This is a genomic window from Nocardia sp. CDC159 (assembly GCF_023740735.1).
GTDB classification, from domain to species: Bacteria; Actinomycetota; Actinomycetes; order Mycobacteriales; family Mycobacteriaceae; genus Nocardia; species Nocardia pulmonis.
Genome location: NZ_JAMRXH010000002.1, coordinates 245,631 through 267,021, shown reverse-complemented (window position 1 = coordinate 267,021; position 21,391 = coordinate 245,631). Strand labels below are relative to the sequence as shown.

17 protein-coding genes and 4 tRNA genes are annotated in these 21,391 nt (G+C 67.8%); 10 read left to right on the top strand and 11 right to left on the bottom strand.

Annotation, left to right across the window (positions count from 1 at the left end):
* Positions 1-80: 80 nt before the first annotated feature.
* Positions 81-1,694, top strand: coding sequence for an MFS transporter (locus tag NDR87_RS04950; RefSeq protein ID WP_372494090.1), 1,614 nt, complete (start codon positions 81-83; stop codon positions 1,692-1,694).
* A gap of 44 nt (positions 1,695-1,738) precedes the next feature.
* Here the strand turns inward: NDR87_RS04950 and phoU are convergent, their stop codons facing one another.
* The 6 genes from phoU to NDR87_RS04920 all read right to left on the bottom strand — a co-directional run bounded on the left by phoU (position 1,739) and on the right by NDR87_RS04920 (position 7,937).
* A complete protein-coding gene (gene phoU / locus NDR87_RS04945) occupies positions 1,739-2,410 on the bottom strand; it encodes a phosphate signaling complex protein PhoU (RefSeq protein ID WP_251909985.1) in 672 nt (223 codons plus the stop codon).
* 99 nt (positions 2,411-2,509) lie between these two features.
* Entirely contained in the window at positions 2,510-4,510 is a 2,001-nt protein-coding gene (locus NDR87_RS04940; protein ID WP_251909986.1) for an LCP family protein, read from the bottom strand.
* 152 nt (positions 4,511-4,662) lie between these two features.
* Complete coding sequence (dusB, locus tag NDR87_RS04935) at positions 4,663-5,811, bottom strand: tRNA dihydrouridine synthase DusB (RefSeq protein WP_251909987.1); 1,149 nt, start codon at positions 5,809-5,811, stop codon at positions 4,663-4,665.
* Positions 5,812-5,854: 43 nt separating this feature from the next.
* Entirely contained in the window at positions 5,855-6,838 is a 984-nt protein-coding gene (locus tag NDR87_RS04930) for an acyl-ACP desaturase (RefSeq protein WP_251909988.1), read from the bottom strand.
* A 284-nt stretch (positions 6,839-7,122) separates the two neighbouring features.
* A complete protein-coding gene (locus tag NDR87_RS04925; RefSeq protein ID WP_251909989.1) occupies positions 7,123-7,719 on the bottom strand; it encodes a DUF937 domain-containing protein in 597 nt (198 codons plus the stop codon).
* A 145-nt stretch (positions 7,720-7,864) separates the two neighbouring features.
* Positions 7,865-7,937 (bottom strand) — tRNA-Lys (locus NDR87_RS04920).
* Positions 7,938-8,883: 946 nt separating this feature from the next.
* Here NDR87_RS04920 and NDR87_RS04915 point away from each other — a divergent pair.
* The 6 genes from NDR87_RS04915 (at position 8,884) to NDR87_RS04890 (ending at position 11,381) form a co-directional block, all read left to right on the top strand.
* The gene (locus NDR87_RS04915; RefSeq protein WP_251909990.1) at positions 8,884-9,543 is read left to right on the top strand and encodes a TetR/AcrR family transcriptional regulator; all 660 of its coding nucleotides are present in this window, start codon (positions 8,884-8,886) and stop codon (positions 9,541-9,543) included.
* Between the two features lie 103 nt (positions 9,544-9,646).
* A tRNA-Glu gene (locus tag NDR87_RS04910) sits at positions 9,647-9,719 on the top strand.
* A gap of 29 nt (positions 9,720-9,748) precedes the next feature.
* A tRNA-Asp gene (locus NDR87_RS04905) sits at positions 9,749-9,822 on the top strand.
* 34 nt (positions 9,823-9,856) lie between these two features.
* Positions 9,857-9,930, top strand: a tRNA-Phe gene (locus NDR87_RS04900).
* Between the two features lie 452 nt (positions 9,931-10,382).
* Complete coding sequence (locus tag NDR87_RS04895) at positions 10,383-10,559, top strand: hypothetical protein (protein ID WP_251909991.1); 177 nt, start codon at positions 10,383-10,385, stop codon at positions 10,557-10,559.
* Positions 10,560-10,679: 120 nt separating this feature from the next.
* Complete coding sequence (locus NDR87_RS04890; RefSeq protein WP_251910215.1) at positions 10,680-11,381, top strand: polyprenol monophosphomannose synthase; 702 nt, start codon at positions 10,680-10,682, stop codon at positions 11,379-11,381.
* 3 nt (positions 11,382-11,384) lie between these two features.
* Here NDR87_RS04890 and NDR87_RS04885 read toward each other — a convergent pair whose 3' ends face one another.
* Together NDR87_RS04885 and NDR87_RS04880 are read right to left on the bottom strand one after the other, a co-directional pair.
* Positions 11,385-12,854 carry an HAD-IB family hydrolase gene (locus NDR87_RS04885; protein ID WP_251910216.1) on the bottom strand — a complete coding sequence of 490 codons (1,470 nt, stop codon included), beginning with the start codon at positions 12,852-12,854 and terminating at the stop codon, positions 11,385-11,387.
* Positions 12,854-15,229, bottom strand: coding sequence for a glycerol-3-phosphate 1-O-acyltransferase (locus NDR87_RS04880; RefSeq protein WP_251909992.1), 2,376 nt, complete (start codon positions 15,227-15,229; stop codon positions 12,854-12,856). The genes NDR87_RS04885 and NDR87_RS04880 overlap by 1 nt, the downstream gene beginning before the upstream one ends.
* Before the next feature lie 164 nt (positions 15,230-15,393).
* Between NDR87_RS04880 and NDR87_RS04875 the strand changes: the two genes are divergently transcribed.
* Positions 15,394-16,752, top strand: coding sequence for a salicylate synthase (locus NDR87_RS04875; RefSeq protein WP_251909993.1), 1,359 nt, complete (start codon positions 15,394-15,396; stop codon positions 16,750-16,752).
* 360 nt (positions 16,753-17,112) lie between these two features.
* Here the strand turns inward: NDR87_RS04875 and NDR87_RS04870 are convergent, their stop codons facing one another.
* From NDR87_RS04870 to NDR87_RS04860, 3 genes are all read right to left on the bottom strand, one after another.
* The gene (locus NDR87_RS04870) at positions 17,113-18,732 is read right to left on the bottom strand and encodes an AMP-binding protein (protein ID WP_308212044.1); all 1,620 of its coding nucleotides are present in this window, start codon (positions 18,730-18,732) and stop codon (positions 17,113-17,115) included.
* 69 nt (positions 18,733-18,801) lie between these two features.
* A complete protein-coding gene (locus NDR87_RS04865; RefSeq protein WP_251909994.1) occupies positions 18,802-19,392 on the bottom strand; it encodes a disulfide bond formation protein B in 591 nt (196 codons plus the stop codon).
* On the bottom strand, positions 19,386-19,550 hold the full coding sequence (locus NDR87_RS04860; RefSeq protein WP_251909995.1) for a DUF5993 family protein: 165 nt from the start codon (positions 19,548-19,550) through the stop codon (positions 19,386-19,388). The genes NDR87_RS04865 and NDR87_RS04860 overlap by 7 nt, the downstream gene beginning before the upstream one ends.
* A gap of 232 nt (positions 19,551-19,782) precedes the next feature.
* Between NDR87_RS04860 and NDR87_RS04855 the strand changes: the two genes are divergently transcribed.
* Complete coding sequence (locus NDR87_RS04855; protein ID WP_251909996.1) at positions 19,783-20,667, top strand: oxidoreductase; 885 nt, start codon at positions 19,783-19,785, stop codon at positions 20,665-20,667.
* Between the two features lie 122 nt (positions 20,668-20,789).
* Positions 20,790-21,263: a carboxymuconolactone decarboxylase family protein gene (locus NDR87_RS04850; protein WP_251909997.1), complete on the top strand. Its 474-nt coding sequence runs from the start codon at positions 20,790-20,792 to the stop codon at positions 21,261-21,263.
* Positions 21,264-21,391 lie beyond the last annotated feature (128 nt).

The following is a 21,391-nucleotide window of genomic DNA, read 5'->3' as shown; positions in this document are numbered from 1 at the left end:
CCACGGTCGGTTGTTGCTACATGCAGTAACAGATACCGTCTAGGTCAACTACACCGATCGTTCTAGTCAGGAGGCGGCGGATGGCGGTATCAACGGTGAACCCGCGGTCCGAGCGGCGAATTCCGGTCGCGATCCGGATGCGGATTCTCGCTCTGATCGCGATCTGTCTCGCGGAACTGCTCGTCGTATTGGACAACACCCTCGTCAATGTGGCGCTGCCGTCGATTGCGGTGCAGTTGCAGGCTCGGATGAGCGGATTGCAGTGGATCGTGGACGCGTTCACGCTGGCCTTCTCCGGGCTGCTGCTGGCGCTGGGGCATCTCGGCGATCGGTTCGGCCGCCGCCGGGTGATGGTGATCGGTCTGATCGGCGTCGCGGTGATGTCGGGTGCGGGTGCGCTGTCGACGAGTCTCGGTCAGGTGATCGCGGCGCGGGCGGGGATGGGTATCTTCGCGGCCGCGGTCTTCCCGGCCACGCTGGCGCTGATCATCAATCTGTTCCCCGAGGCCCGCGCGCGGGCCGCCGCCATCGCACTGTGGACGGCCATGGCCGGGATCGCGGTCGCCATCGGCCCGATCACCGGCGGCTATCTGCTGCAGTACTTCAGCTGGCATTCGGTGTTCTGGATCAATGTGCCGATCGCGATCATCGCCATCGTCGCCGTCCTGGCGGTCGTGCCGGAATCGCGGGCCGAGCACACCGGGCGGCTCGACGTGGTGGGCATCGTACTGTCGCTGATCGCGGTGACCACGCTGGTGTGGACGATCATCGAGGCGCCCAAGCACGGCTGGCTGTCCGGGCGCAGCATCGCGGGCTATGCGATATCGCTTGTCCTGCTGGTGGTCTACGTGGTGTGGGAGCTGCGGGTGGACTCGCCGGTGCTGGATGTGCGGCTGTTCCGGATCCGGCGCTTCTCGGTGCCCGCCCTGGCGATCACGGTGTCCTACTTCTGCGCCTTCGGCTTCCTGTTCCTCATCACCCAGTACTTCCAGGGTGTGAAGGAATACAGCGCACTGGAATTCGGCATCCACTCGCTGCCGTTCGCGGCCGCGGTCGGCCTCGGCGCGCCCGTGGCGACCCTGGTGGCGCAGCGCATCGGGACCACCGCGACGGTGATCGCGGGACTGCTGACGTTGGCCGTGGGCATGTACATCGCGGGCCAGGTGAAGGTCGAAACGCCCTATCTCGGACCGGTTCTCGTCTCCATGGTGCTGCTGGGCATCGGCTTCGGCGTGGTGCAGGGCCCGGCCACCGAGTCCATCATGGGCTCGGTGCCGCCCAACGAGGCCGGTGCGGGATCGGCGGTCAACGACACCACCCGCGAGGTCGGCGGCACGCTCGGCGTCGCGGTGCTCGGCTCCATCATGACCTCGGTCTATACCCACCGAGTGGGCGCGCGCATCGACGCGATTCCGAACGGGATCATGAGCCCCGACCAGAAGAGCATCGCCCGCGACACCCCGATCAGCGTCATCGAGGTGGTGAAGGCGCCGGTGAGCACGTTCCTGGCCAGGCCCAAGGCCGACCTCATCCACGCCATGAAGGCCGCGGCCCTGGCGGGTGCGGAGTCGGCGTCCTATGTGGCGGTCGGCGCGCTGCTCGTCTGTGCCGTCGCGGTGGCCCTGCTGCTGCCGTGGAAGCCGGAGCAGGGGAACTCGGTGCTACTGGGCTGGCGCAAGAAGACGGACGCCTGAGGCGACCGCGATTGTCGAAGTCCCGGCGAGCTTTCGGCCGGGACTCAGATCTTCTCGGCCTCGGCGTCCGCGTCGGGCGGCAGCACGCCGGTCACGAGGAAGACCACCCGGCGGCCGATCTCCACCGCGTGGTCGGCGAAGCGCTCGTAGTAGCGGCCGAGCAGTGTGACGTCGACGGCCGGGGCCACACCGTACTTCCAGTCCCGGTCCATCAGCAGCGTGAACAGGTGGCGATGCAGATCGTCCATCGCCTCGTCGTCCTCGTTGAGCTGGGCGGCGCGCTCCGGATCACGGGACTCGAGCACCTCGCGAGCCGCCGCGCCCATGTTCACCGCGATGCGACCCATCTCGGCGAAGTAGCCGTTGACCGCCTCGGGCAGCGCGTGATTCGGATGCCGCCGCCGCGCGACCTTGGCCACATGCAGCGCGAGCGCGCCCATCCGATTCACATCGCCGACGATCTGGATGGCGGCGACCACCTGCCGTAGATCACCGGCCACGGGGGCCTGCAGGGCCAGCAGCGCGAACGCCTTCTCCTCGGCCAGCGTGTTCATCTCGGCGATCCGGTCGTATTCGCTGATCACCTGCTCGGCCAGCGTCAGATCGGCCTGCAGCAGGGACTGGGTCGCCCGCTCCATCGCCGAACCGGCCAGCCCGGCCATCTCGCCCAGCAGATTGGCGAGATCGGCCATTTGTTCGTTGTAGATGACACGCATGAAACCAAACATTAGTTCCCGGCGCTGACCAAGTCACGAACGGTGGGTGAACCACCGGTGTTGCTCGGTGCTAGCGGTGTCGGCCCAGGTGGGCTCGGATTATTTGCAGAGGTCGTCGGCGGCGTTGACGTGTTCGAGGTCGGAGGGCAATGTGACCGGCGTCTCGGGTGCGCCGCTGGCCGCCGCGGGCACGGCGGGTAGCGGGTTGCCGAAGGCGACCGGGGTGCGGACAGTGCCCTGGAAATCCGAGCCCAGCGCCACCTCCACGATGCTGCCGAGTCCGGATGTCGATTCGAGGGTCGCGCCCGGGATGGCGGAGGCCACCGTCGCCGCGTCGGCCTCGTGACCGGAGGAATAGCGGACCCGGGTGGTGGAAATCGTCCCGCCCGAATAGTTTCCGACGCTGAAGATCTGAAAGCCCTGGTTGGACAGCTTGTTCGCCGCCGTGGCCGCGATACCGCTCACCCCCGAGCCGTTGGACACCTGCACCGACACCGTGCTCGGATCGACGGCGGTGAGCTGGCGCGGCGCGGGCGCCGCGGTGGTGGGCGGCGGCGCGATCGGCTTCTTCTCGCCGGGCAGCGGCTGATCGTCGATGATCGCGGAGAAGATCGCCTTGATATCGGATTCGCGCGGAATCTCGTTGCCGTAGGAGGTGGTTCCGGCCGTGGGCACGGTCAGGAACGTGATCGCGCCCGCCTCGACCTTCTGCAGCGAACGGCCCAGCGTCAGCAGGTCGTTGGTCTTGACGTTGTCCATCAGCGAGTGGCCGGAGAAGGCGTTGATGAAGGCGTTCATCTTGCCGGGGTCGAACAGCGTCTTGTTCGACAGCGCGCTGCGCAGCAGCGAGGACATGAACCGCTGCTGGCGGTTGATTCGGTCGTAGTCGCTGCGGAATTCGCCCGATACGTGGCGGGCCCGCACGTAGTCCAGTGCGGTCGAGCCGTTGACCTTCTGCTTGCCGGTAGTGGGCAGGATGGTGCCGAGCTCCTCGTCGACGAGCGGTTTGGTGGTGCAGACCTCCACGCCGCCCACGGTGTCGACCATGGACTGGAAGCCGCTGAAGTCCAGGCCGATGAAGTGATTGATCTTCAGGCCGGTCAGCTTGCCGATCACCGAGGTCAGACACTTGGGCCCGCCCAGGGCGTAGACCGCGTTGAGCTTGTCGCCGATCGCGGAGGGGAAGCTGACCCCGGTGTAGCGGCGATTCTCGTTGTCCCAGCCCTCGCAGGACGGGCGGGTGACGTCGAGGTCGCGGGGGAAGGAGACGACCACGACGCGCTGGCGGTTCTCGGGGATGTTCACCAGCATGACGGTGTCGGCGCGGGCGCCCTCGGCATCGGCGGTGGTGCCCGCGCCGATCTGACCGTCCGCGCCCGCTCGGGTGTCGTTGCCGATGATGAGGAAGTTCTCGTCGCCGAGCTGACCGCCGGGATTGACGATATCGGTGGAGTTCTCGTCGACCGCCGAGACCTTGTTGAAGTTGCCGTCGGTGGCGCGCAGATAGTTCCAGCCCGCGCCGGTCATGAGCAGGGTCAGCACGGCGACCATCGCGGTGGTGCCGCGACCGATCAGCTGCAGCTTGCGAAAGCGGCGCTGTTTGCTCGCGGCCAGCCGCGACAGCTGCGGCCTGCCAACCGATTTCGGCCGCGCGACCGCGCGCGCCGGATCCGGTTCGGGCGACTCGTCGTCGACGGCCGCGGGCAGGATGTCGGTGGGCTGATCGAGCAGGCGGCGCTGTTCGGCGTAGGGGTCGACGGGATCGTCGGCGGTCGGCGCGCGAAAGACGGTGGGCGGCAATCCGGCCCGGCCGTCGGGAGCGGACGGTCGGGCGGCGGAATCGGTTCCGCCCGGCGCCGCGCGAAAGCCGGTGTGCTGTGCTGGAAGCGTGGTATCGGTGGGCAGATCGGCGACCCGCTCGCTGTCCACCCGCTGTACCAGATCGTGCACCGTGACGGGTGCGTCGGCGGCCGGTGCCTCGTCGGCGTATCGATTGCGCCGCGCGGGCCGGTCACCCTCGGCCTCGCCCGCGGAGTAGCGCTCCCAGGGGGCGCGACCTCCAGGCACGGGCGTCTGCCCGCGCCGATCGTCGTCACCCACCAACGAACCTCGCTTTGCTCACTCGGGACCGGCTTGCCCGTTCAACGGCTGCGCCCTTCGCAATGATAACGATTGAGCCACGATGAGCCACCTGACACGGCGGTGCCAAAAAAAGTCTTCCCCTCTTTCCCGGCACGCTTTTCGCCGGGAACTCAGCCGCCCGAGTGCATGACGTCGGCGGCCAGGGGGACCGCGCGGTCCTCCGGATCGTCGAGCCAGCCGTGCGGGAGGCTGACCTTGCCCGGGGAGCCCTGGCGGCCGCGGGGGCCCTCGGCGTCCTTGGGGAAGGGGGCGGTGGGGTCCAATTGGCCGATCAGATCCCGCAATTCGGCCAGGCTCGCGACCGTGGCGAAGCGGCGGCGCAGTTCCGCGCCGACCGGGAAGCCCATGAGGTACCAGGCCATATGCTTGCGTAGGTCGCGCATGCCCTTGTCCTCGCCGTAGTGCTCGGCCAGCAGGCCCGCGTGGCGGTAGAGGATCTCGCCGACGCGCCCGAGGTTCGGACCCGCGGGGACCGGCTCGCCGCGCAGCGCCGCCTGCAGTTCCCCGAACAGCCAGGGGCGGCCGAGGCAGCCGCGGCCGACGACCACGCCGTCACAACCGGTTTCGGTCATCATGCGCACCGCGTCGGCGGCGCTGAAGATGTCGCCGTTGCCGAGCACCGGGATGGTGGTGACGGCCTCCTTCAGGCGTGCGATGGCCGTCCAGTCGGCCTCGCCCGAATAGCGTTGCGCCGCAGTGCGAGCGTGCAGCGCGACCGCCGCCGCGCCCTCGGCCTCGGCGATCCGCCCGGCGTCCAGATAGGTGATGTGATCGTCATCGATGCCGATGCGGAACTTCACGGTGATGGGCACGCCCGCGGGCTCGGCCGCGCTCACCATCGCGCGCACGATCGCCTCGAACAGCCGCCGCTTGTAGGGCAGCGCCGCGCCGCCACCGAGCCGGGTCACCTTCGGCACCGGGCAGCCCAGGTTGAGATCGATGTGGTCGGCCCAGCCCTCGCCCACGATGACCCGCACGGCCTCGCCGATGGTGGCCGGGTCGACGCCGTACAGCTGCATCGAGCGGGGATTCTCGTCCGGCCCGAACGACATCATGTGCAGCGTCTTCTCGTTGCGCTCGACCACCGCCCGGGCGGTGATCATCTCGCAGACGTAGATCGAGGTGGCACTGCCGAATTCCCGGCACAGCGTCCGGAAGGCGACATTGGTGATCCCGGCCATCGGGGCGAGCACAACCGGCGGATCGACCGGATAGGGGCCGATCCGCAAGTCGTTCCGTGTCTCGAGCGCCGCGGTCATGGGAGCCATTTTCGCATCCGGCCCATGGTGGCCGGGCTCACCCTCAACGGGCCGAGGAACCGGCCAGCTGGCGCTCGCGCTTGGCGGCCTCGCGGGCCAGCATGCGGTCGCGCTGCTCCTCGAACTTCACGACGTCCTTGCTCAGCTTGTCGAGGTACAGGCCGAGGCGCTCGCGGGTCTGCTCGCCGCGGGCGGTGAAGTCGTCGCGCTCGAAGATGCGCCACTTCTTCAGCACCGGCTGAACCACCTCTTCGAGGTGCTGACGCAGGTCGTAGATGCCGTGCTTGGCCATCAGTACGCCGTTGCGGCGGAAGTTGGGCATGCCGGCGCCCGGCATCTGGAAGTTCTCCAGGATCGTGGTGATCGCATCGATTGCCTGGTCGGGAACGAGATCCAGGGCCGCGCCGCACATGTTGCGGTAGAAGATCATGTGCAGGTTCTCGTCGGCGGCGACGCGCTGCAGCATACGGTCGGCGATCGGATCGTCGCAGACCTTGCCGGTATTGCGGTGGCTGACGCGGGTGGCCAGCTCCTGGAAGGTCACGTACGCAACCGAATACAGGAAGCCGGCCTGATCCTCGGGCAGCTGATCCGCGGGCGAGGCGAAACCGTTGGTCATATGAACCATGCGCGCCTGCTCCAGGGCCACCGGATCGACACCGCGGGTGACGACCAGGTAGTCGCGCATGACGATGCCGTGCCGGTTCTCCTCGGCGGTCCAGCGGCCGACCCAGGTGCCCCAGGCGCCGTCCTGGGAAAAGTTCTCAGCGATCTCGCGGTGATACGAGGGCAAGTTGTCCTCGGTGAGCAGGTTGGTGATCATGGCCGCCTTGGCGACCTCGCTCAGCTGCGACTGGGAAGGGTCCCAGTCCACGCCCCCGAGCGCCGCGAAGTTGCGGCCTTCGTCCCAGGGCACGTAGTCGTGCGGATGCCATTCCTTGGCCAAGGAGAGGTGACGGTTGACGTTCTCTTCGGCAACCGGCTCCAACTCCGTCAGCAGTTCGAGTTGAGTCAGATCCCTTGCCATGTAGTGCGCCCTTCGATGTTGTCCTGCGATCTTGCTCGTCGACCCCCTGGAGCCGTGCGGTCGCGGCCTCATACCTTACGACACCGTAGGTGTGATACGAAACGCATCCAAGGGAGTGGACCCGGTCGTGACGGAACTCATACGACGTCGTCGGCGCTTACGGTGAACCGTCTCCAGTGTAGGCGGGTGGCCCGCGACAAGGGTCTATCGGTGATCGGCGCGGGACGTTAACCCGTTACCGAAAAACCGCCCGCGCCAAGGGCAACGGGCGGTTCGCCGATCGGTCAACGCTTGCCGCCGAGCAGCCCGCCGAGGACGTTACCGAGCACGCTGCCCGCGTTCTTGCCGAGCGCGTCGGACAGCGCGCCGCCGAGCCCGCCGTTCTTCGCCGCGCCGCCGAGCAATCCGCCGAGGATCTCGGCGAGCGGACCGCCCGCATCCGCCTGACCGGCCCCCGCCGATCCGGCCGGGGCGCCGTCCTTGCCGAGCACCTGCTTGCTCAGATACGCGAGCACGATCGGGGCCAGGATGGGCAGCACCTTGGCCATCAGATCGTTGCCGCCCGCGCCCGTCGCGCCGAGCGCGTTGATGACGGTGTTCTTGTTGGAGCCGAAGACGTCGTCGACGATCTGCTCGCCCGCGTGCACGTCGACCTGATCGATGTCGACGCCCCCGGCGAGCAGGCCCTCGTCCTGATGCTGATCGACCAACCCCTGCAGCGACTGTTCCTGCTCGGAGTTGCTGGTTTTTGCCTGAAGCCCGCCCAGCAACACCGGCAGGGCCTTGTTCACCACATCTCGCGCGGTCGCCTCGTCGACCCCGAGCTTGCTGGCGATCTGTCCGATCGGGACTTGGGAGAGCAGGTCATCGAAGGAAGTCATAGCTCCGCCTCTCTCGTGGGGTGAGCCGGTGGGCACCGGTCGAATCCCACGGTAGGCGATCGTGGCGACGGCCGGGAGGGCGTTTGCCGGAGGCCACCACAACGCCGACGGGCCGGAGCGATGCTCGCTCCGGCCCGCCTTGCGGTGCCCCCACCAGGGCTCGAACCTGGGACCTGCGGATTAAAAGTCCGTAGCTCTACCAACTGAGCTATAGGGGCGCGGTGCGCAAGTCTAATGCGCGGTTCGCGCAAGTGGTAACCGGTATCCGTTCTGCCCGGCCCGGACCATCATTTTCGCTGGTCGATCGCGATTTCGCCAAATCCCTGCCGGGCGAGCCCTTCCCCTCGTCGGCGAGTCGACACGCGTGGCGACGGTGGGAGCGATACGCCGGAGCGGGGTGGGGCGATAGGGGCTTCGAGTCGAGGGACGGCGGAGCGGAAGCCAGGGGTGTTTCCCGCATGGTCGCGGGCAATCTCTTTGGTTCCCAATTTGTTTCACGGCAGAAATATGTAAATATCTTCCAATCGTGGTGCGTGGCAACGCAATTGGTATGCGGAGGTTGGCAGTGTCGCTGGAACGGTCCCGCGGGCGGCGGGGAGCCGCGTGTCCGGGGGTGGCGGGCGGTGGGTCCGATGGGCGGAGTTCGCGGGGGGATGAACGCCGGTGCGGCGCGGTGGAATTGGGGATACTCACCAATCGCCCAGTCGGTTGCGGGTTATTTGCCAAAAGGGACGAAAGGCAATCCAGCGAACTGACTCGCCGGTACGGCGCACGTCGGGCGCTGTTTCGGGGTACGGTGACCGCTTGGTGAATTCCGACGGAACCGAGAGTGCTTCGGTGGGGCGGGATTCGACCTATGGTTGATGTGCCCGAACGTGTCGCGACCGGTCTGGCCGTTCGCGATGCCCTGGAGACCGCTTCGCAGGAGGCAGATCCGAGACGAAGAAAACGCCCGGGTGCGCACCCCCTGCAGCGCACCCGGGCGTCGAGAACTATACCACCTGGTGTGCTTCAGGATTTCTCGTCATTTTTCGTACCAAAAGTTTGAAAACCGGGCCGTAGCCCGAGTTGAAGTAATTGAAAATCTCATAACTTCGCGTCGAGGACTGCTTCCATCGGAGGGAGGGTCCTCCGGCGGCAAGTAGCTTCGGAGGCGTTTCGAGCATGGCACGGCAGCAAGAGCGGGCCCGCCGGACACGTGCGGCGATCATCAGGTCCGCCGCCGTTGAATTCGGGAAGAGCGGCTACGCCGCGGCATCGCTGAACCGCATATTGGAGGGCTCGCGCGCCACCAAGGGTGCGATGTACTTCCACTTCGACTCGAAGGAGGATCTGGCTCGGGCGGTGCTGGACGCCGCCGTCGAGCGCTATCGCGCGACCACCGAAAGATGGCTCACCCGTACGGATCTCGGTCCGTTGGACGCGCTGCACGGGATGGTCGACGAGGTCGCGCTGCGACTCGAGAACGACATCATCATCCAGGCCGAGTTCCGGCTCATCATCGAACCGGAGTTCTACCGCGACGTGCAGGCCGGAGGCGGGCGCATCCTCGGCCGGGCCACCCGGCAGCTGGCCGTGCGGGCCGTCGAGCAGAAGCAGCTGCGTCCCGACGCCGATCCGGACCGGTTCACCCGCACCCTCACCGCCGCGCTGGCCGGCCAGCGCTACATCGTCGACCTGCTCGGCGCGGGGGTGGATCTGCGGACCCGGTTCACCGAGGCGCTCGAGGTCGTCATCGAATCGATGGCCACCCCCGAGTGGCTCGACGAGTTCCGCCGCGACGGATGGCGCGCATCCGCCCGGATGGAGGACCTCGGGGTCTAGTTGGGCCTCTGACCAGCCGATTTGGGATTCCCGCTCGCGCTGTCATAAGCTATGCGAGCTCCCAACGGAAGCCGTTGAGAAACGGACCGGAGAGATCCGGCGGGCCCCCTTCGTCTAGCGGCCTAGGACGCCGCCCTTTCAAGGCGGTAGCGCGGGTTCGAATCCCGTAGGGGGTACGGTGGCAACACCGTTGGTAGCAGAGCAAGGCCCTGTGGCGCAGTTGGTTAGCGCGCCGCCCTGTCACGGCGGAGGTCGCGGGTTCGAGTCCCGTCAGGGTCGCACGTAGTGCGTGGCATTCGGTTCGGGTGCATCCGGCCAGGTAGCTCAGTTGGTACGAGCGTCCGCCTGAAAAGCGGAAGGTCGCCGGTTCGATCCCGGCCTTGGCCACCCTCTCGGCCCTTCCCTACTCGGGAAGGGCCTTTGTCGTGTTCGGGGTGGTCGCGGCTTCGGGTTGGTTCTCGAAGTGGTTGCGGTGGGCGATATCTCGCTTATTCGATTCGGGGATCTTCGGGCCGTGTTCCTGGCGGATGTGTTGTTTTCAGGACGCGTCATGTTTTCTGAGTGGAAACGTCGGCTCGGGGTCGTACTCGCGGGTTGCGGGTGTGAAAAACGCGGTATCGGTAGGGGTATTGCTGCCTGGTATCTGAAAGTTCTTTGCGGGACCGGGGATTCGCGGGGGTAGGGTGACGTGATCTTTGCCATTTCGATAGCTCGTCGCGATCGATCAATGGATGGGATGGCCGCATAATGTAAGGCCCGTTGTGCAAGCCTCATTTCAATACATTCGCCGCGCGGGCTATTCGCTGACAAGATCACCGTCCCGGTGCCATCCTGGTCTCATGGGTGACTCGGATAACGACTGGTACTACTGCCTCAAACACCATCGCGCCGAGCAGGGCAAACAGCATTGGTTCGCCGAGCGGCTGGGTCCGTATCCGGATCGGGCCACGGCCGAGCGGGCGCTGGAGATCGTTCGCGAGCGCAATGCTCGCGCGGACGCCCGCGACGAGTCCTGAGGCCGCGGGCGGGCTGACCGGCCCAGCTCAGCGTTTACCCAGGCGTATCCGCTACGGTCAGTGCAGCAGGACTGAGCGCGCATTCGACCGGGAGGGCGACTTGTGAAGGTAACCGTGGTGGTGCCGACCTACAACGAGCGGGAAAACCTGCCGGTGGCGGTGGAGCGGCTGACCGCGCTACCGGTCGCCGACCTGCACGTCCTGGTCGTGGACGACAATTCCCCGGACGGCACCGGCGAGGTCGCCGACAAGCTGGCCGCCGAACTGCCCAACGCGGTGGGCGTGCTGCACCGCACCGAGAAGGACGGCCTGGGCCGCGCCTACGTGGCGGGCATCACCCGGGCCCTGGACGAGGGCGCCGACGTCGTCATCCAGATGGACGCCGACCTGTCCCATCCGGCCGAGGTCATTCCGGCCATGCTCGACAAGCTGGCGAATTCCGGCGCGGGCGTGGTGCTCGGCTCCCGCTACGTCGAGGGCGGATCGACCGCGACGGAATGGAAGTGGTACCGCAAGGCGCTGTCGGCCTGGGCCAACTTCTACGTCAACCTCATCCTGCGCCTCGGCGTCAAGGACGCCACCGCGGGCTTCAAGGCCTGGAAGGCCGACACCCTGCGGGCCATCGACGTCGCCGCCATCCGCAGCAACGGCTACTCCTTCCAGGTCGAGATGAACTATCGGACGATCAAGAAGGGGATCGCGATCGCCGAGGTGCCGATCCGATTCGAGGAGCGCACCAAGGGCGCGTCCAAGATGAGTCTGAAGGTGCATCTGGAATCGGCGCTCATGCCGTGGAAGCTGTTGTTCGGCAGGCAGGTCTGACCATCATCGACTGCTGAGCGCCGCATCCGCATCGGGTGCGGGCCAGTTCAGCAGGGTGTCGACGAACAGCTGCCGCACCCGCTCCACCTCGGCGTCGAGTCGTCCCGGATCCCAGTCGCGGACATCGATCGGCGGCAGCACCGCCACGTCGACGGTGCCGGTGCGGGCGATCGCGGAGTTGCGCCACATGATCTCGCCCGCATTGCGGATCACGATCGGAACGATCGGCACGCCCGCCTGCATCGCGATATGGAACGCGCCCTTCTTGAACGGGCCCACCCGCGGGGTGAGCGAGCGCGTTCCCTCGGGCGCGACGACGACCGACAGCCCGCCGCGCAGGGTGTCCACCACGGGCGCCAGCGCCGCCTTCGCGCCCGCGGTGTCGGAGCGGTCGATGAAGGTCGCCCCGGCGAAGCGCAGCAGCGGCCCGAAGATCGGATTCGCGGTGATCTCCCGCTTGGCGATTCCGGTGAACCCCGCGCCCAGCACCTCGCTCAACACGACCATGTCGAACTGGCTCTGGTGATTGAAGATGAAGACCGCGGGCCGCGGCGACTGCGCGTATTCGGCGCCGACCACCCGGATCCGGATGCCGGTCGCGCGCAGCGTGGCGTCGGCGGCGACGGTGATCATCGAGTCGGCCATCCGCCGTTGATCGCGCGTGCCCGCCTTGGCGAGCACCCCGGCCGCCGCCCCGCCGAGCAGTCCGCCGAATCCGGCCGCGGTGCGGGCGATATCGCGCAGCCGAGGCGATTCGCGGGGCCGGAAGTTCAGCACCGGCCAGGAGCGTTCGGTCGCCTCGATCGAGGTGCGCGGATCCGGATTGACGGCCGTGGGATGTCCGGTCAGCTCCAGCAGCGGCAGATCGGGTGCGGCATCGGCATAGGCGTAGCTCGCGGCGAGATCCAGGCCGTGCGCCGCGGCGAAGCGGCGCACCGCATCGGCCTTGCCGGTGCGCCACAGCGGCTTTCCGTCCACATGGCCGGTGAGCAGACCGTCCTGCGCCGCCATCGGGGTGTAGAGCACATGCTCGATACCCAGTTCCCGTGCGGCGGGCAGTACCTGGAATCGGGTCAGACAGGTGACCAGGACCACGGTGTGCCCGGCCGCCTCGTGCGCCCGGATCAGCCGCCAGGCCTCCGGATACAGGTGGCCGTAGATCGCGCGGCGGAACTGCCGCTCGCCGAGTTCGGTGAGTTCGGCCTCCGAATGCCCGGCCCACGCATGCATGGTGCGCTGCAGGAATCGTTCGTATTCGCCCTCGCCCCGGGCGCCGCGAATGCTGGTGAGCAGGCTCTCGGCCAGCGCGCGGCGGCCGCGGCCCCGTAGCAGTCGGCGCGGACCCGAGGGTGGGGTGAAGCCGTGGACGACCGTGCCGCCGTAGTCGAAGATCGCACCCACCCGCGGGCCCTGCGGACCCGAGCGGATGGTCTCGACCGCGGTGTCGACGCTCAGCACACCCGCCGGGCGCATCACAGCCCCACCCGGTGCGACGGATCGAGGGCGGCGGCGCGGGTGATCCGCGCCCCGATGGTGCGCAGTTCCGCGGCGAAGGCCGTGCGGCGCGCGGCCAGATCGGTGCCGTCGGGGTGCAGCAGGCCGTGGTTGTCGGCGAGTTTCAGTGCGGTGGCGAACAATTCCGACGACACCGACTCCGGACTGTGCAGACGCTGCTGCAACAGCATCTGTCGGCCGACGGCCAGGCATTCGTCGATGAATCGTTTGTGGTCCACCGGCTGGGCGGCATCATGGTCGGCCAGGCGCTCCGCGACCACCAGCTGCGCGTCGAAGAACGAGCGCAGCACCCGGTGGGCCATGATGAACCCGGAGTCGGCGAGTTTGGCGAGGATGTCCGCACCGACCGTGCCGTCGCCGCGGCGACTGTGCCAGTCCGGATCCACCAGCAACATCTCCCGGGAGAGCTGATCGGCGAATTCGGTGCGTTCGGGGAAGAAGAATTCGAACTTCAGCAGATCCCGGAGCCGATAGGCGGTCGCCCAGCCGGTCGCCAGCTGATCGTCCTGCTGCGCCTCGACCGCCGTGAGTATGGCCAGCTCCAGGATGGCGCGGTTGACGAACCAGTGCACCGCGCTGTTGCGATAGAAGGCCGCCTCGAGGTGAGCACCCGGCTCGATGGCGTAAACCGGTTCCAGCCCACCGCGATACACCGTCACGACCTTCGCGATCGAGAGCTGTTCGAGCACGATGGCCAGGCCGTGATCGTCGCGCAGCGTGGCGAGTTCGCCGCTGGGCAGGCGGCGGCGCTCGATGTAGCCGAGCACCGGCGCCAGCACCGCGCGCACCTCGCCCAGGGTCAGCGCGCGTTCGTGCACGCCGAGCAGGGCCAGGGTGACCAGCGCGTTGACGGTGACCGGGGTGACGGTGTTGATGCCGACCGCCACCTCGAAGGCCAAACGCTGGACGGCTTTTCGCTCCTGATCGCGGACCTCGTCCGGAAGGGGCCGGGCGGGACCGTGGTCCGGGATCATCGGATCACCGTGCGCGCTCAGGCAGTCCCGCGCCGAGATCGGATCGCCGAAGCGCACGTACACATGTCCGGCCGAATGCTGTTGATTGCGAATATATCTGGCCAGCCAGCCCAGGCCCTCGGGCTTCTTCTTGCCACCGACCTGCTCGGTCGCGATCGCGCCGAGTTCGTTGAGGCGCTCGTAGGTGATCGAGACCGGTACCAGCATGGCGTCGTCCACGCGCCGGGCGCGGATCGCGGCGGCGAGATAGTTGAGCAGGCCGTAACGCGGCGGGCGGAGCTTGCCGGTGCGGGTGCGGCCGCCCTCGAAGTACCACTCCAGATTGAATCGCTTGGCCAGCAGGTAGGCGAAGTACTCCTCGACGACCGCCTTGTAGACCTCGTCGTCGCCGAAACTGCGGCGGATGAAGACGGTGCCGGTGCGCCGGGCGATCGGTCCCATCGGCCAGAAGCTCAGATTGGCCCCGCCGATGACATGGTTCGGCGGAAAGTCGTTGCGGGCCAGGACGTCACCGAGTACGAAGGCATCCACATAGGAGCGGTGCGAGGGCAGGAACACCAGCGCGTAGCGGCGATTGAGGCGGCGTAGCCCGGCCAGGCCGGAGGGTTCGTAGTCGACCTTCCAGGCCGAGGCGTGCACCGGGCGCATGGCCTGGGTGAACAGGTCGGAGACCAACCTGCTCTGGGCGGCGACCAACTCCCGCAACGCCTTTTCCGCGCGGCGGTACACCTCGCTCGGTTGGGCGCCGATATGCGCGGCGATCGCGTCGAGTCGGCGCAGGAATTCGGGGGAGTCGAGGATCTCCTCGGCGACCAGTCGGGGCACCTTGTAGCGATCGCCGATGACCGAGCGTTCGGCGCGTTCCAGCGCCACGATGCCCGCGCGAACGATGGCGCGGGCGAACGGTTCCACGCTCGCGGCCACCGACGGATTGTTGGCTCGAAGTTCGCTGAGCCGGGCGGGCTGACCGGTGAGAACGAGGTGGCGGTCGGGCGCCTTGGCGACCAGGCGGCGCTGCATCAGCCGATGCGGCTTGCGCGGATTGCTGAGGGTGGCCAGATCGGCAAAGGTGATGCGGCGCACGCCGTCTCGCTCCGGCGGCAGCCACACCACGCGGATCGGCACGACCAGCGGATCGTCGTGGCGGCCGACCAGGCGCTCGGCCACCGCGGTCGGATCCAGGTCGAGCTGGGTGACCGGTGCGTCGATGCCGAACTCGGCGGTGATTCCGCCCTCGGCGAGCCAGCCGCCGATCAATTCGCGCTCCACCGACGAGGAGGCGTCCACCAGGGCGACCACCGAACGCGGCGCGGAATCCGGTGTGGTGACGGCCGGGACGTCGGCGCGGTGATCGATCATGGGGAGCCCTCCATCAGGTGACGCTTCCCCATTGAAGCGTGCTTGCCCGCCGCCGCGCCGCGATTCCTCGCTATTGATCATGGTGTGCTCGTCGGCACATCCTCAGATAACGGAGGTAATGCTAGCCTTACTTCCCGAGCTTAGGTAAGCATAACCTTGGAGGAATGGTGTCGACCACGGAACGTGTGCGAATCGAGTTTGAAGACATTCCGGGGGCGACATTCACCGCGGCGTGCGGAATCGATCCTGTGGCAGCGGTTTCCGCACTCGCCGCCGCGGACCGGTTCGGCGAATACGTGATGTACGAGCGGCCGGGGGAGTGGGTGTTCGCGGCCGATCCGATCGGCAGCGTCGAACTGGACGCCCACGAGCTGCGGGTCGACTGGGAGGGCAGCGTCACCGCGCAGGCGTGGGAGGGCAGTCCCGCCCAAGTGATCGATCGGGCCCTCGCCGGGCTCGATCTGGGCGGGCGGCATGTCTACGGCTGGATCGGCTTCGAATTCTGCGCCTGGGCGCTGGCTGCGACCGAACATCTGGGCCCGCGAACCTCGTTGGCGCATCTGATGATTCCGCGGCTCGAGGTGCGCATCGGCGCGACCGGGGTGCGGATCGCGGGCGCGACCATGCGCGAGGCCGCCGAAATCCACGAGATGATCGCGGCCGCACAGGAGACCGCGCTGCCGCTGCCGCGCCCGGCCGATATCGGCATCGATCCCACGGCGTATCGGGACCGGGTGGCCGGGGCCGTGGCCGAGATCCGCGACGGGCGGTATCAGAAGGTGATCCTGTCGCGAAAGGTGGATCTGCCGTTCGTGGTGGACGTCCCGGCCAGCTATCGGCTCGGTCGCGCGCACAACACCCCCGCGCGGTCATTCCTGCTGCGGCTGGGTGGTCTGGAGGCCGCTGGCTTCAGTCCGGAGCTGGTGGTCGCGGTCGACGACGGCGGCGTGGTGACCACCGAACCGCTCGCGGGCACAAGGGCCTTCGGCCGCGGAGCGGAGGCGGACCGGGCGGCGCGCGCGGAACTGCTGGCCGATCCCAAGGAGATCGTCGAGCACGCCATCTCGGTGCAGACCTCCTTCGCCGAGATCGCCGCGGTCGCCGAGGCGGGCACCACGGCCGTCTCCGATTTCATGGCCGTGCGCGAACGCGGCAGCGTCCAGCACCTGGCCTCCACGGTCCGCGGCCGCCTCGCCCCCACTCGAACCCCCTGGGACGCACTGGAAGTCCTGTTCCCCTCGGTCACCGCCTCCGGCATTCCCAAGCCCGCGGGCGTGGACGCGGTCTTCCGCCTCGACCACGACCCCCGCGGCCTCTACTCCGGCGCGGTCGTAACGGTATCGCCCACCGGCGCACTCGAGGCCACCCTCGTCCTACGCGCGGTCTACCAAACCACCGACGGCGCCTGGCTGCGCGCGGGCGCGGGCATCGTCGCCCAGTCCCGCCCGGATCGCGAATTCGAGGAGACCTGCGAAAAGCTCTCCAGCATGGCCCCGTACCTGGTCGAGGCGCGGCCCGAATAGGGCACATTCGTTCGATCCCCGGCTCGGCCCAGCCCTTCTCGGTCACCGGCTGGGCACCACCGTTCCGAGTATTGGCTCGGCTCAGCCGTTCTCGATGATCGGCTGGACTCGGCTCCTCTCGATCGTCGAGTCGGCCGGGCCTGTCAATCGTGGCCCAGCTCAGTCCCTTTGATCGTCGCTCGCCGCTTCTCCATCCCCGGCGCGGCCCAACCCCGGTTCTCGGCTCGGCCCGCCCCTCGATTCCTTGGTCCGGCCTGTCCCCTCGATTCCCTGGTCCGGCCTGTCCCCTCGATTCCCTGGTCCGGCCTGTCCTCTCGATGTCCCTGGCCTCGGCCGCTTGCGGCCGAGGCCAGGGCTGGCTCACAGGCTCGTCCGCAGCGCCTTCTTATCGATCTTCCCGACCGCCGTCACCGGCAGCCGGTCGACCTCGCGCAGTTCGTCGGGCAATTTGTAGGTCGCCAGGCCGCGTTCGGTCAGGAAGGTCTTCAGTTCGGCCAGCGTTGGCATTGCGCCGGTGACGACCAGGACGGCGCAGACCTTTTCGCCGAGGGACGGGTCCGGGAGGCCGACGGCGGCGGCGTGTCGGACGGCGGGGTGGGCGAGGAGGTGTTCCTCGAGTTCGTCGCAGGAGATGTTCTCGCCGCCGCGGTTGATGACGTCCTTGATCCGGCCGGAGACGATCAGATGGCCGGACGGGAGTTGGCGCACCAGATCGCCGCTGCGGTAGAAGCCGTCGGGGGTGAAGGCGCGCGAATTGTGCTCCGGCGCGCGGTAGTAGCCGCGGATGGTGTAGGGGCCGCGGGTCAGCAGTTCGCCCTCCTCGCCGGGGGCCACGTCGTTGCCGTTGGCGTCGACGACGCGGACCTCGTCGGCGGGGGAGAGCGGGCGGCCCTGGGTGCCGCACACCAGCTCGTCGGGATCGTCGAGGCGGGTGTAGTTGAGCAGACCCTCGGCCATGCCGAAGACCTGCTGCAGCCGGGCGCCCAGCGCGGGTTCGATCTCGCGGGCGTTCACCTCCGCCAGCTTCGCGCCGCCGACCTGGACCAATCGCAGCGACGACAGGTCGGCCTGCTCCCATTCGGTTGCCGCACTCCACAATTGGGCCAGCGGCGGCACCATGGCCGTGACGGTCACCCCGAGGCGCTCGATGGCCGCGAAGGCGTTCTCCGGGCTCGGATCGTCGATCAGCGCGATCGCGCCGCCGGTGGTGATCGTGCCGAGAATGCCCGGACAGGCCAGCGGAAAATTGTGGGCCGCGGGCAGCGTCACCAGATAGACGTCCTCGGGCCCGAGCGCGCAGACCTCGGCGCTGGCCCGCGCGTTGTAGGCGTAGTCGTCGTGGGTGCGGGCGATCAGTTTGGGCAGTCCGGTCGTGCCGCCGGAGACCAGCATGAGCGCGATATCGCTCGGGTCCACCTCGGGCAGCGAATTGCCCTCGCGGGCAATCGAATCCACGGCCAGGTACGGACCGGGATCGCCGAGTACGAACACCTGCCGCACCGACGTCACCCGCTCCACGACGCCCCGCGCCAGCTCGCGGTAGTCGAATCCGGCCACCTGATCGGCGATGAGATAGCCCACCGCGCCGGACAATTCGGCCAGATGCTCGATCTCGGCGCGCCGATGCGCGGGCAGTGCGAGCACCGGAATCGCCCCGGCCCGCAGCAAGCCGAACAGCAGCGGCACGAACGCCGCCACATTCGGCAGCTGGACCAGCACGCGATCGCCGGGGGCGATGCCGTGCGCGGCGAAGCCGTGCGCGAACCGGTCGGCCGCGGCATCGAGATCGGCGTAGGTCGTCGCGCCGCCGTCGCCGTGCAGCGCGGGGCGCCGCGGCCAGGTCGCCGCGGCCGCGCGCAGCAACTGGCCCAGGGGCTGTCCGATCCAGTACCCGGCGGCGCGGCAGCGCTCGGCGAACTCCGGCGGGAACGGCACGTATCCGTCGCGACGATCCGATGTGGCGGGCGATGTCGATGTCACGGGTCTGGCCTCACGATCACGGCTGTTATCAGGGTCACCTAAGCTAGGTTAGGCAACCCTATCATCGCCTCAGTGCAGGATACCCAGGTCATAGAACAACTGGTACCGCTGTGGATCGTCCGGCAGGTACCAGTGCAGACCCTCCTCGAGGAATGCCGCGACGAGATTCACCCCGATCACCAGGGCGAGAAATCCGATCGCCACGGTTCCGGCGATCCGATGCGGCCGGACCGGAATCGACAGGGCCGCCGTCTCGCTCGCGAAGGAGGTCACCACGCCGATGGTGGCGATGGCCGCGACGAACAGAATCAGCGCCCAGACGTAGAGGTGCAGACCGAGAACCGGGCCGCCGTAGCCGGGATCGCCGGGCAGGATGTGCAGCATGGTCTGTCGCCAGGAGGTGAAACCGCCTGCGACGCAGGCGACCACGGCCAGGCCCCAGCCCGTCGCGTAGTCGCGTGGGGCGATGGTCCCGGTCATGCCCCTGCGAACGATGTACGCCCCGCCGAGTGCCGCCAGCAGCATGAACATTCGTTGCACCAGGCAGAGCGGGCACGGGTACTCCCACCCGATGAACTGGGTGCCGAGCCCGCCACACACCACGCCGGACCAGCCGACGACGAAAACCACGGCCAGCCAGTACTGCGCCCGGCTCACCATGTCAGCCCCAGGCCCAGGCCGCCGGTGATGTGATGACGCAGCAATATCAGCGTCAGAACGAGTACGAGCCACCATCCGGCCAGGAACCAGCGGCGCGGGCGCTGGAAATACAGCGCCGCCACGACCACGAGCAAACCCGCGAAGATGATCGTGTCCATGGCTCGAAAAGTACATTCGCCTGCCTAAACGTTTCCGGATTCGAATGCTGACACGCCGCTGAGACATGCCCGGCGAATAAGCGGCACCGACCGAGTAGTTGGTCATCTGTCCGAGTTGTGGGACGGAGATCGCGGGCACGCATAGACTCGTCATCGTGAGCGAGCTTGCGAGCGAACCATCGACACGGCGCGCACCGCGCACGAAGTCGCCGAGCGTCGGCCAGGTGACATCGTGAGAGGTTGGGACACATCCGATATCCCCGATCAGAGCGGCCGCACGTTCATCGTCACCGGTGCCAACAGCGGGCTCGGCGCGTCGACCACGCGGGCGCTGATCGCGGCGGGGGCACGGGTGATCATGGCGTGCCGCGACGAGGTGAAGGCTCGGGCAGTGGCCAATGCCGTGGGCGAGGGCGCGGTCGTGCGGCGACTGGATCTCGCCGATCTGGGTTCGGTGCGGGAATTCGCCGATTCGATCGAGCGCGCCGACGTGCTGATCAACAACGCCGGTGTGATGGCCGTTCCGCTGCGCCGCACCGCCGACGGCTTCGAAATGCAGTTCGGCACAAATCATCTCGGCCACTTCGCGCTCACCGGCCTGCTGCTGGACAAGATCGCCGATCGGGTCGTCACGGTCGCCAGCGGCGCGCATGTGATCGGCAAGATCGATCTCGCCGATCCGAACTGGGAGCGGCGCCGCTACGACCGCTGGCAGGCCTACGGCCAGGCCAAACTGGCCAATCTCATGTTCGCCTACGAGCTGCAGCGCCGCCTGAGCGCCGCGGGCGCGACGAAGATCTCGGTGGCCGCCCATCCGGGCTACGCCGCGACCGAATTACAGTCGCACACCGAATCGTTCCTGGACGTCGTCATGCGGGTCGGCAACCGGCTGCTCGCCCAGAGCGCCGAAATGGGCGCGCTGGGAGCCCTTTACGCCGCCACCGCCCCCGAGGTCGAGCCCGGCGGTTACTACGGCCCCACCCGCTGGCGCGGCCTGCGCGGCCGCCCCGCCCGCTGCGGCTCCTCGGCCGCCTCCCGCGACGAGGTCACCGCCCGCCGCCTGTGGGAGCTCTCCGAGCAGCTGACCAAGGTCACCTACCCGTTCGCCCGCCGCTAGTCCGAGCCGTCGGCACGCCGTGATCCGGATCACCAGCGATCGGTTGTCACACTTGGTGATCCCGCTTCGTCAACTCGATGTAGGCAACCGCGAACGCGGTGCACCCGAGTGAGGAGCCGATCATGGAAACCCGAGTCAACCTGTTCGACAACGCCATCACCGCCAAGTTCGCCAAGCGGCTCATGAATGTGGGCCAGGTGGTCGCGCAGTCCTCGCTGCCGAAGGCCACCCAGGAGCTGGTGAAGATTCGCGCCAGCCAGATCAACGGCTGCGGCTTCTGCACGGATATGCACACCAAGGACGCGGCGGCCGCGGGCGAAACCTCGGTGCGGCTCAATCTGATTGCCGCCTGGCGCGAGGCGACCGTGTTCACCGAGGCCGAGCGCGCCGCGCTCGCCCTGGCCGAGGAGGGCACTCGGATCGCCGACGCGCACACCGGCGTCAGCGACCAGACCTGGGAGCAGGTGCGCAAGCACTACGACGACGAGCAGATCGGTGCGCTGATCTGCCTGGTCGCGGAGATCAACACCTGGAACCGGCTCAACGCCATCGCCCGCACCCCCGCGGGCTCCTACGAGCCGGGCATGTTCGCGTGACGGTATGAGCAACCCTGTGTCGGTGGTCACGTGCGAGCGTGTTACCCATCCGCTCGCACGGGACCGCCTGGTACAGTCGCCATCGTGCAGCGCGCGTATTTCTGGTTTACCGAGCCGGCCCTGGGTGG

Bases quoted from the DNA above. Each gene is read 5' to 3' on its own strand.
- dusB (WP_251909987.1), bottom strand. From the start codon at position 5,811: ATGACCGCGGCGCTCGAGACACGGAACGACTTGCGGATCGGCCCCTAT.
- NDR87_RS04885 (WP_251910216.1), bottom strand. From the start codon at position 12,854: ATGCGCCCGGCGGGTGTGCTGAGCGTCGACACCGCGGTCGAGACCATC.
- NDR87_RS04930 (WP_251909988.1), bottom strand. From the start codon at position 6,838: ATGGCAAGGGATCTGACTCAACTCGAACTGCTGACGGAGTTGGAGCCG.
- NDR87_RS04850 (WP_251909997.1), top strand. From the start codon at position 20,790: ATGGAAACCCGAGTCAACCTGTTCGACAACGCCATCACCGCCAAGTTC.
- NDR87_RS04865 (WP_251909994.1), bottom strand. From the start codon at position 19,392: ATGGTGAGCCGGGCGCAGTACTGGCTGGCCGTGGTTTTCGTCGTCGGC.
- NDR87_RS04860 (WP_251909995.1), bottom strand. From the start codon at position 19,550: ATGGACACGATCATCTTCGCGGGTTTGCTCGTGGTCGTGGCGGCGCTG.
- NDR87_RS04875 (WP_251909993.1), top strand. From the start codon at position 15,394: ATGGTGTCGACCACGGAACGTGTGCGAATCGAGTTTGAAGACATTCCG.
- NDR87_RS04915 (WP_251909990.1), top strand. From the start codon at position 8,884: ATGGCACGGCAGCAAGAGCGGGCCCGCCGGACACGTGCGGCGATCATC.
- NDR87_RS04880 (WP_251909992.1), bottom strand. From the start codon at position 15,229: ATGATCGATCACCGCGCCGACGTCCCGGCCGTCACCACACCGGATTCC.
- NDR87_RS04925 (WP_251909989.1), bottom strand. From the start codon at position 7,719: ATGACTTCCTTCGATGACCTGCTCTCCCAAGTCCCGATCGGACAGATC.
- phoU (WP_251909985.1), bottom strand. From the start codon at position 2,410: ATGCGTGTCATCTACAACGAACAAATGGCCGATCTCGCCAATCTGCTG.
- NDR87_RS04895 (WP_251909991.1), top strand. From the start codon at position 10,383: ATGGGTGACTCGGATAACGACTGGTACTACTGCCTCAAACACCATCGC.
- NDR87_RS04950 (WP_372494090.1), top strand. From the start codon at position 81: ATGGCGGTATCAACGGTGAACCCGCGGTCCGAGCGGCGAATTCCGGTC.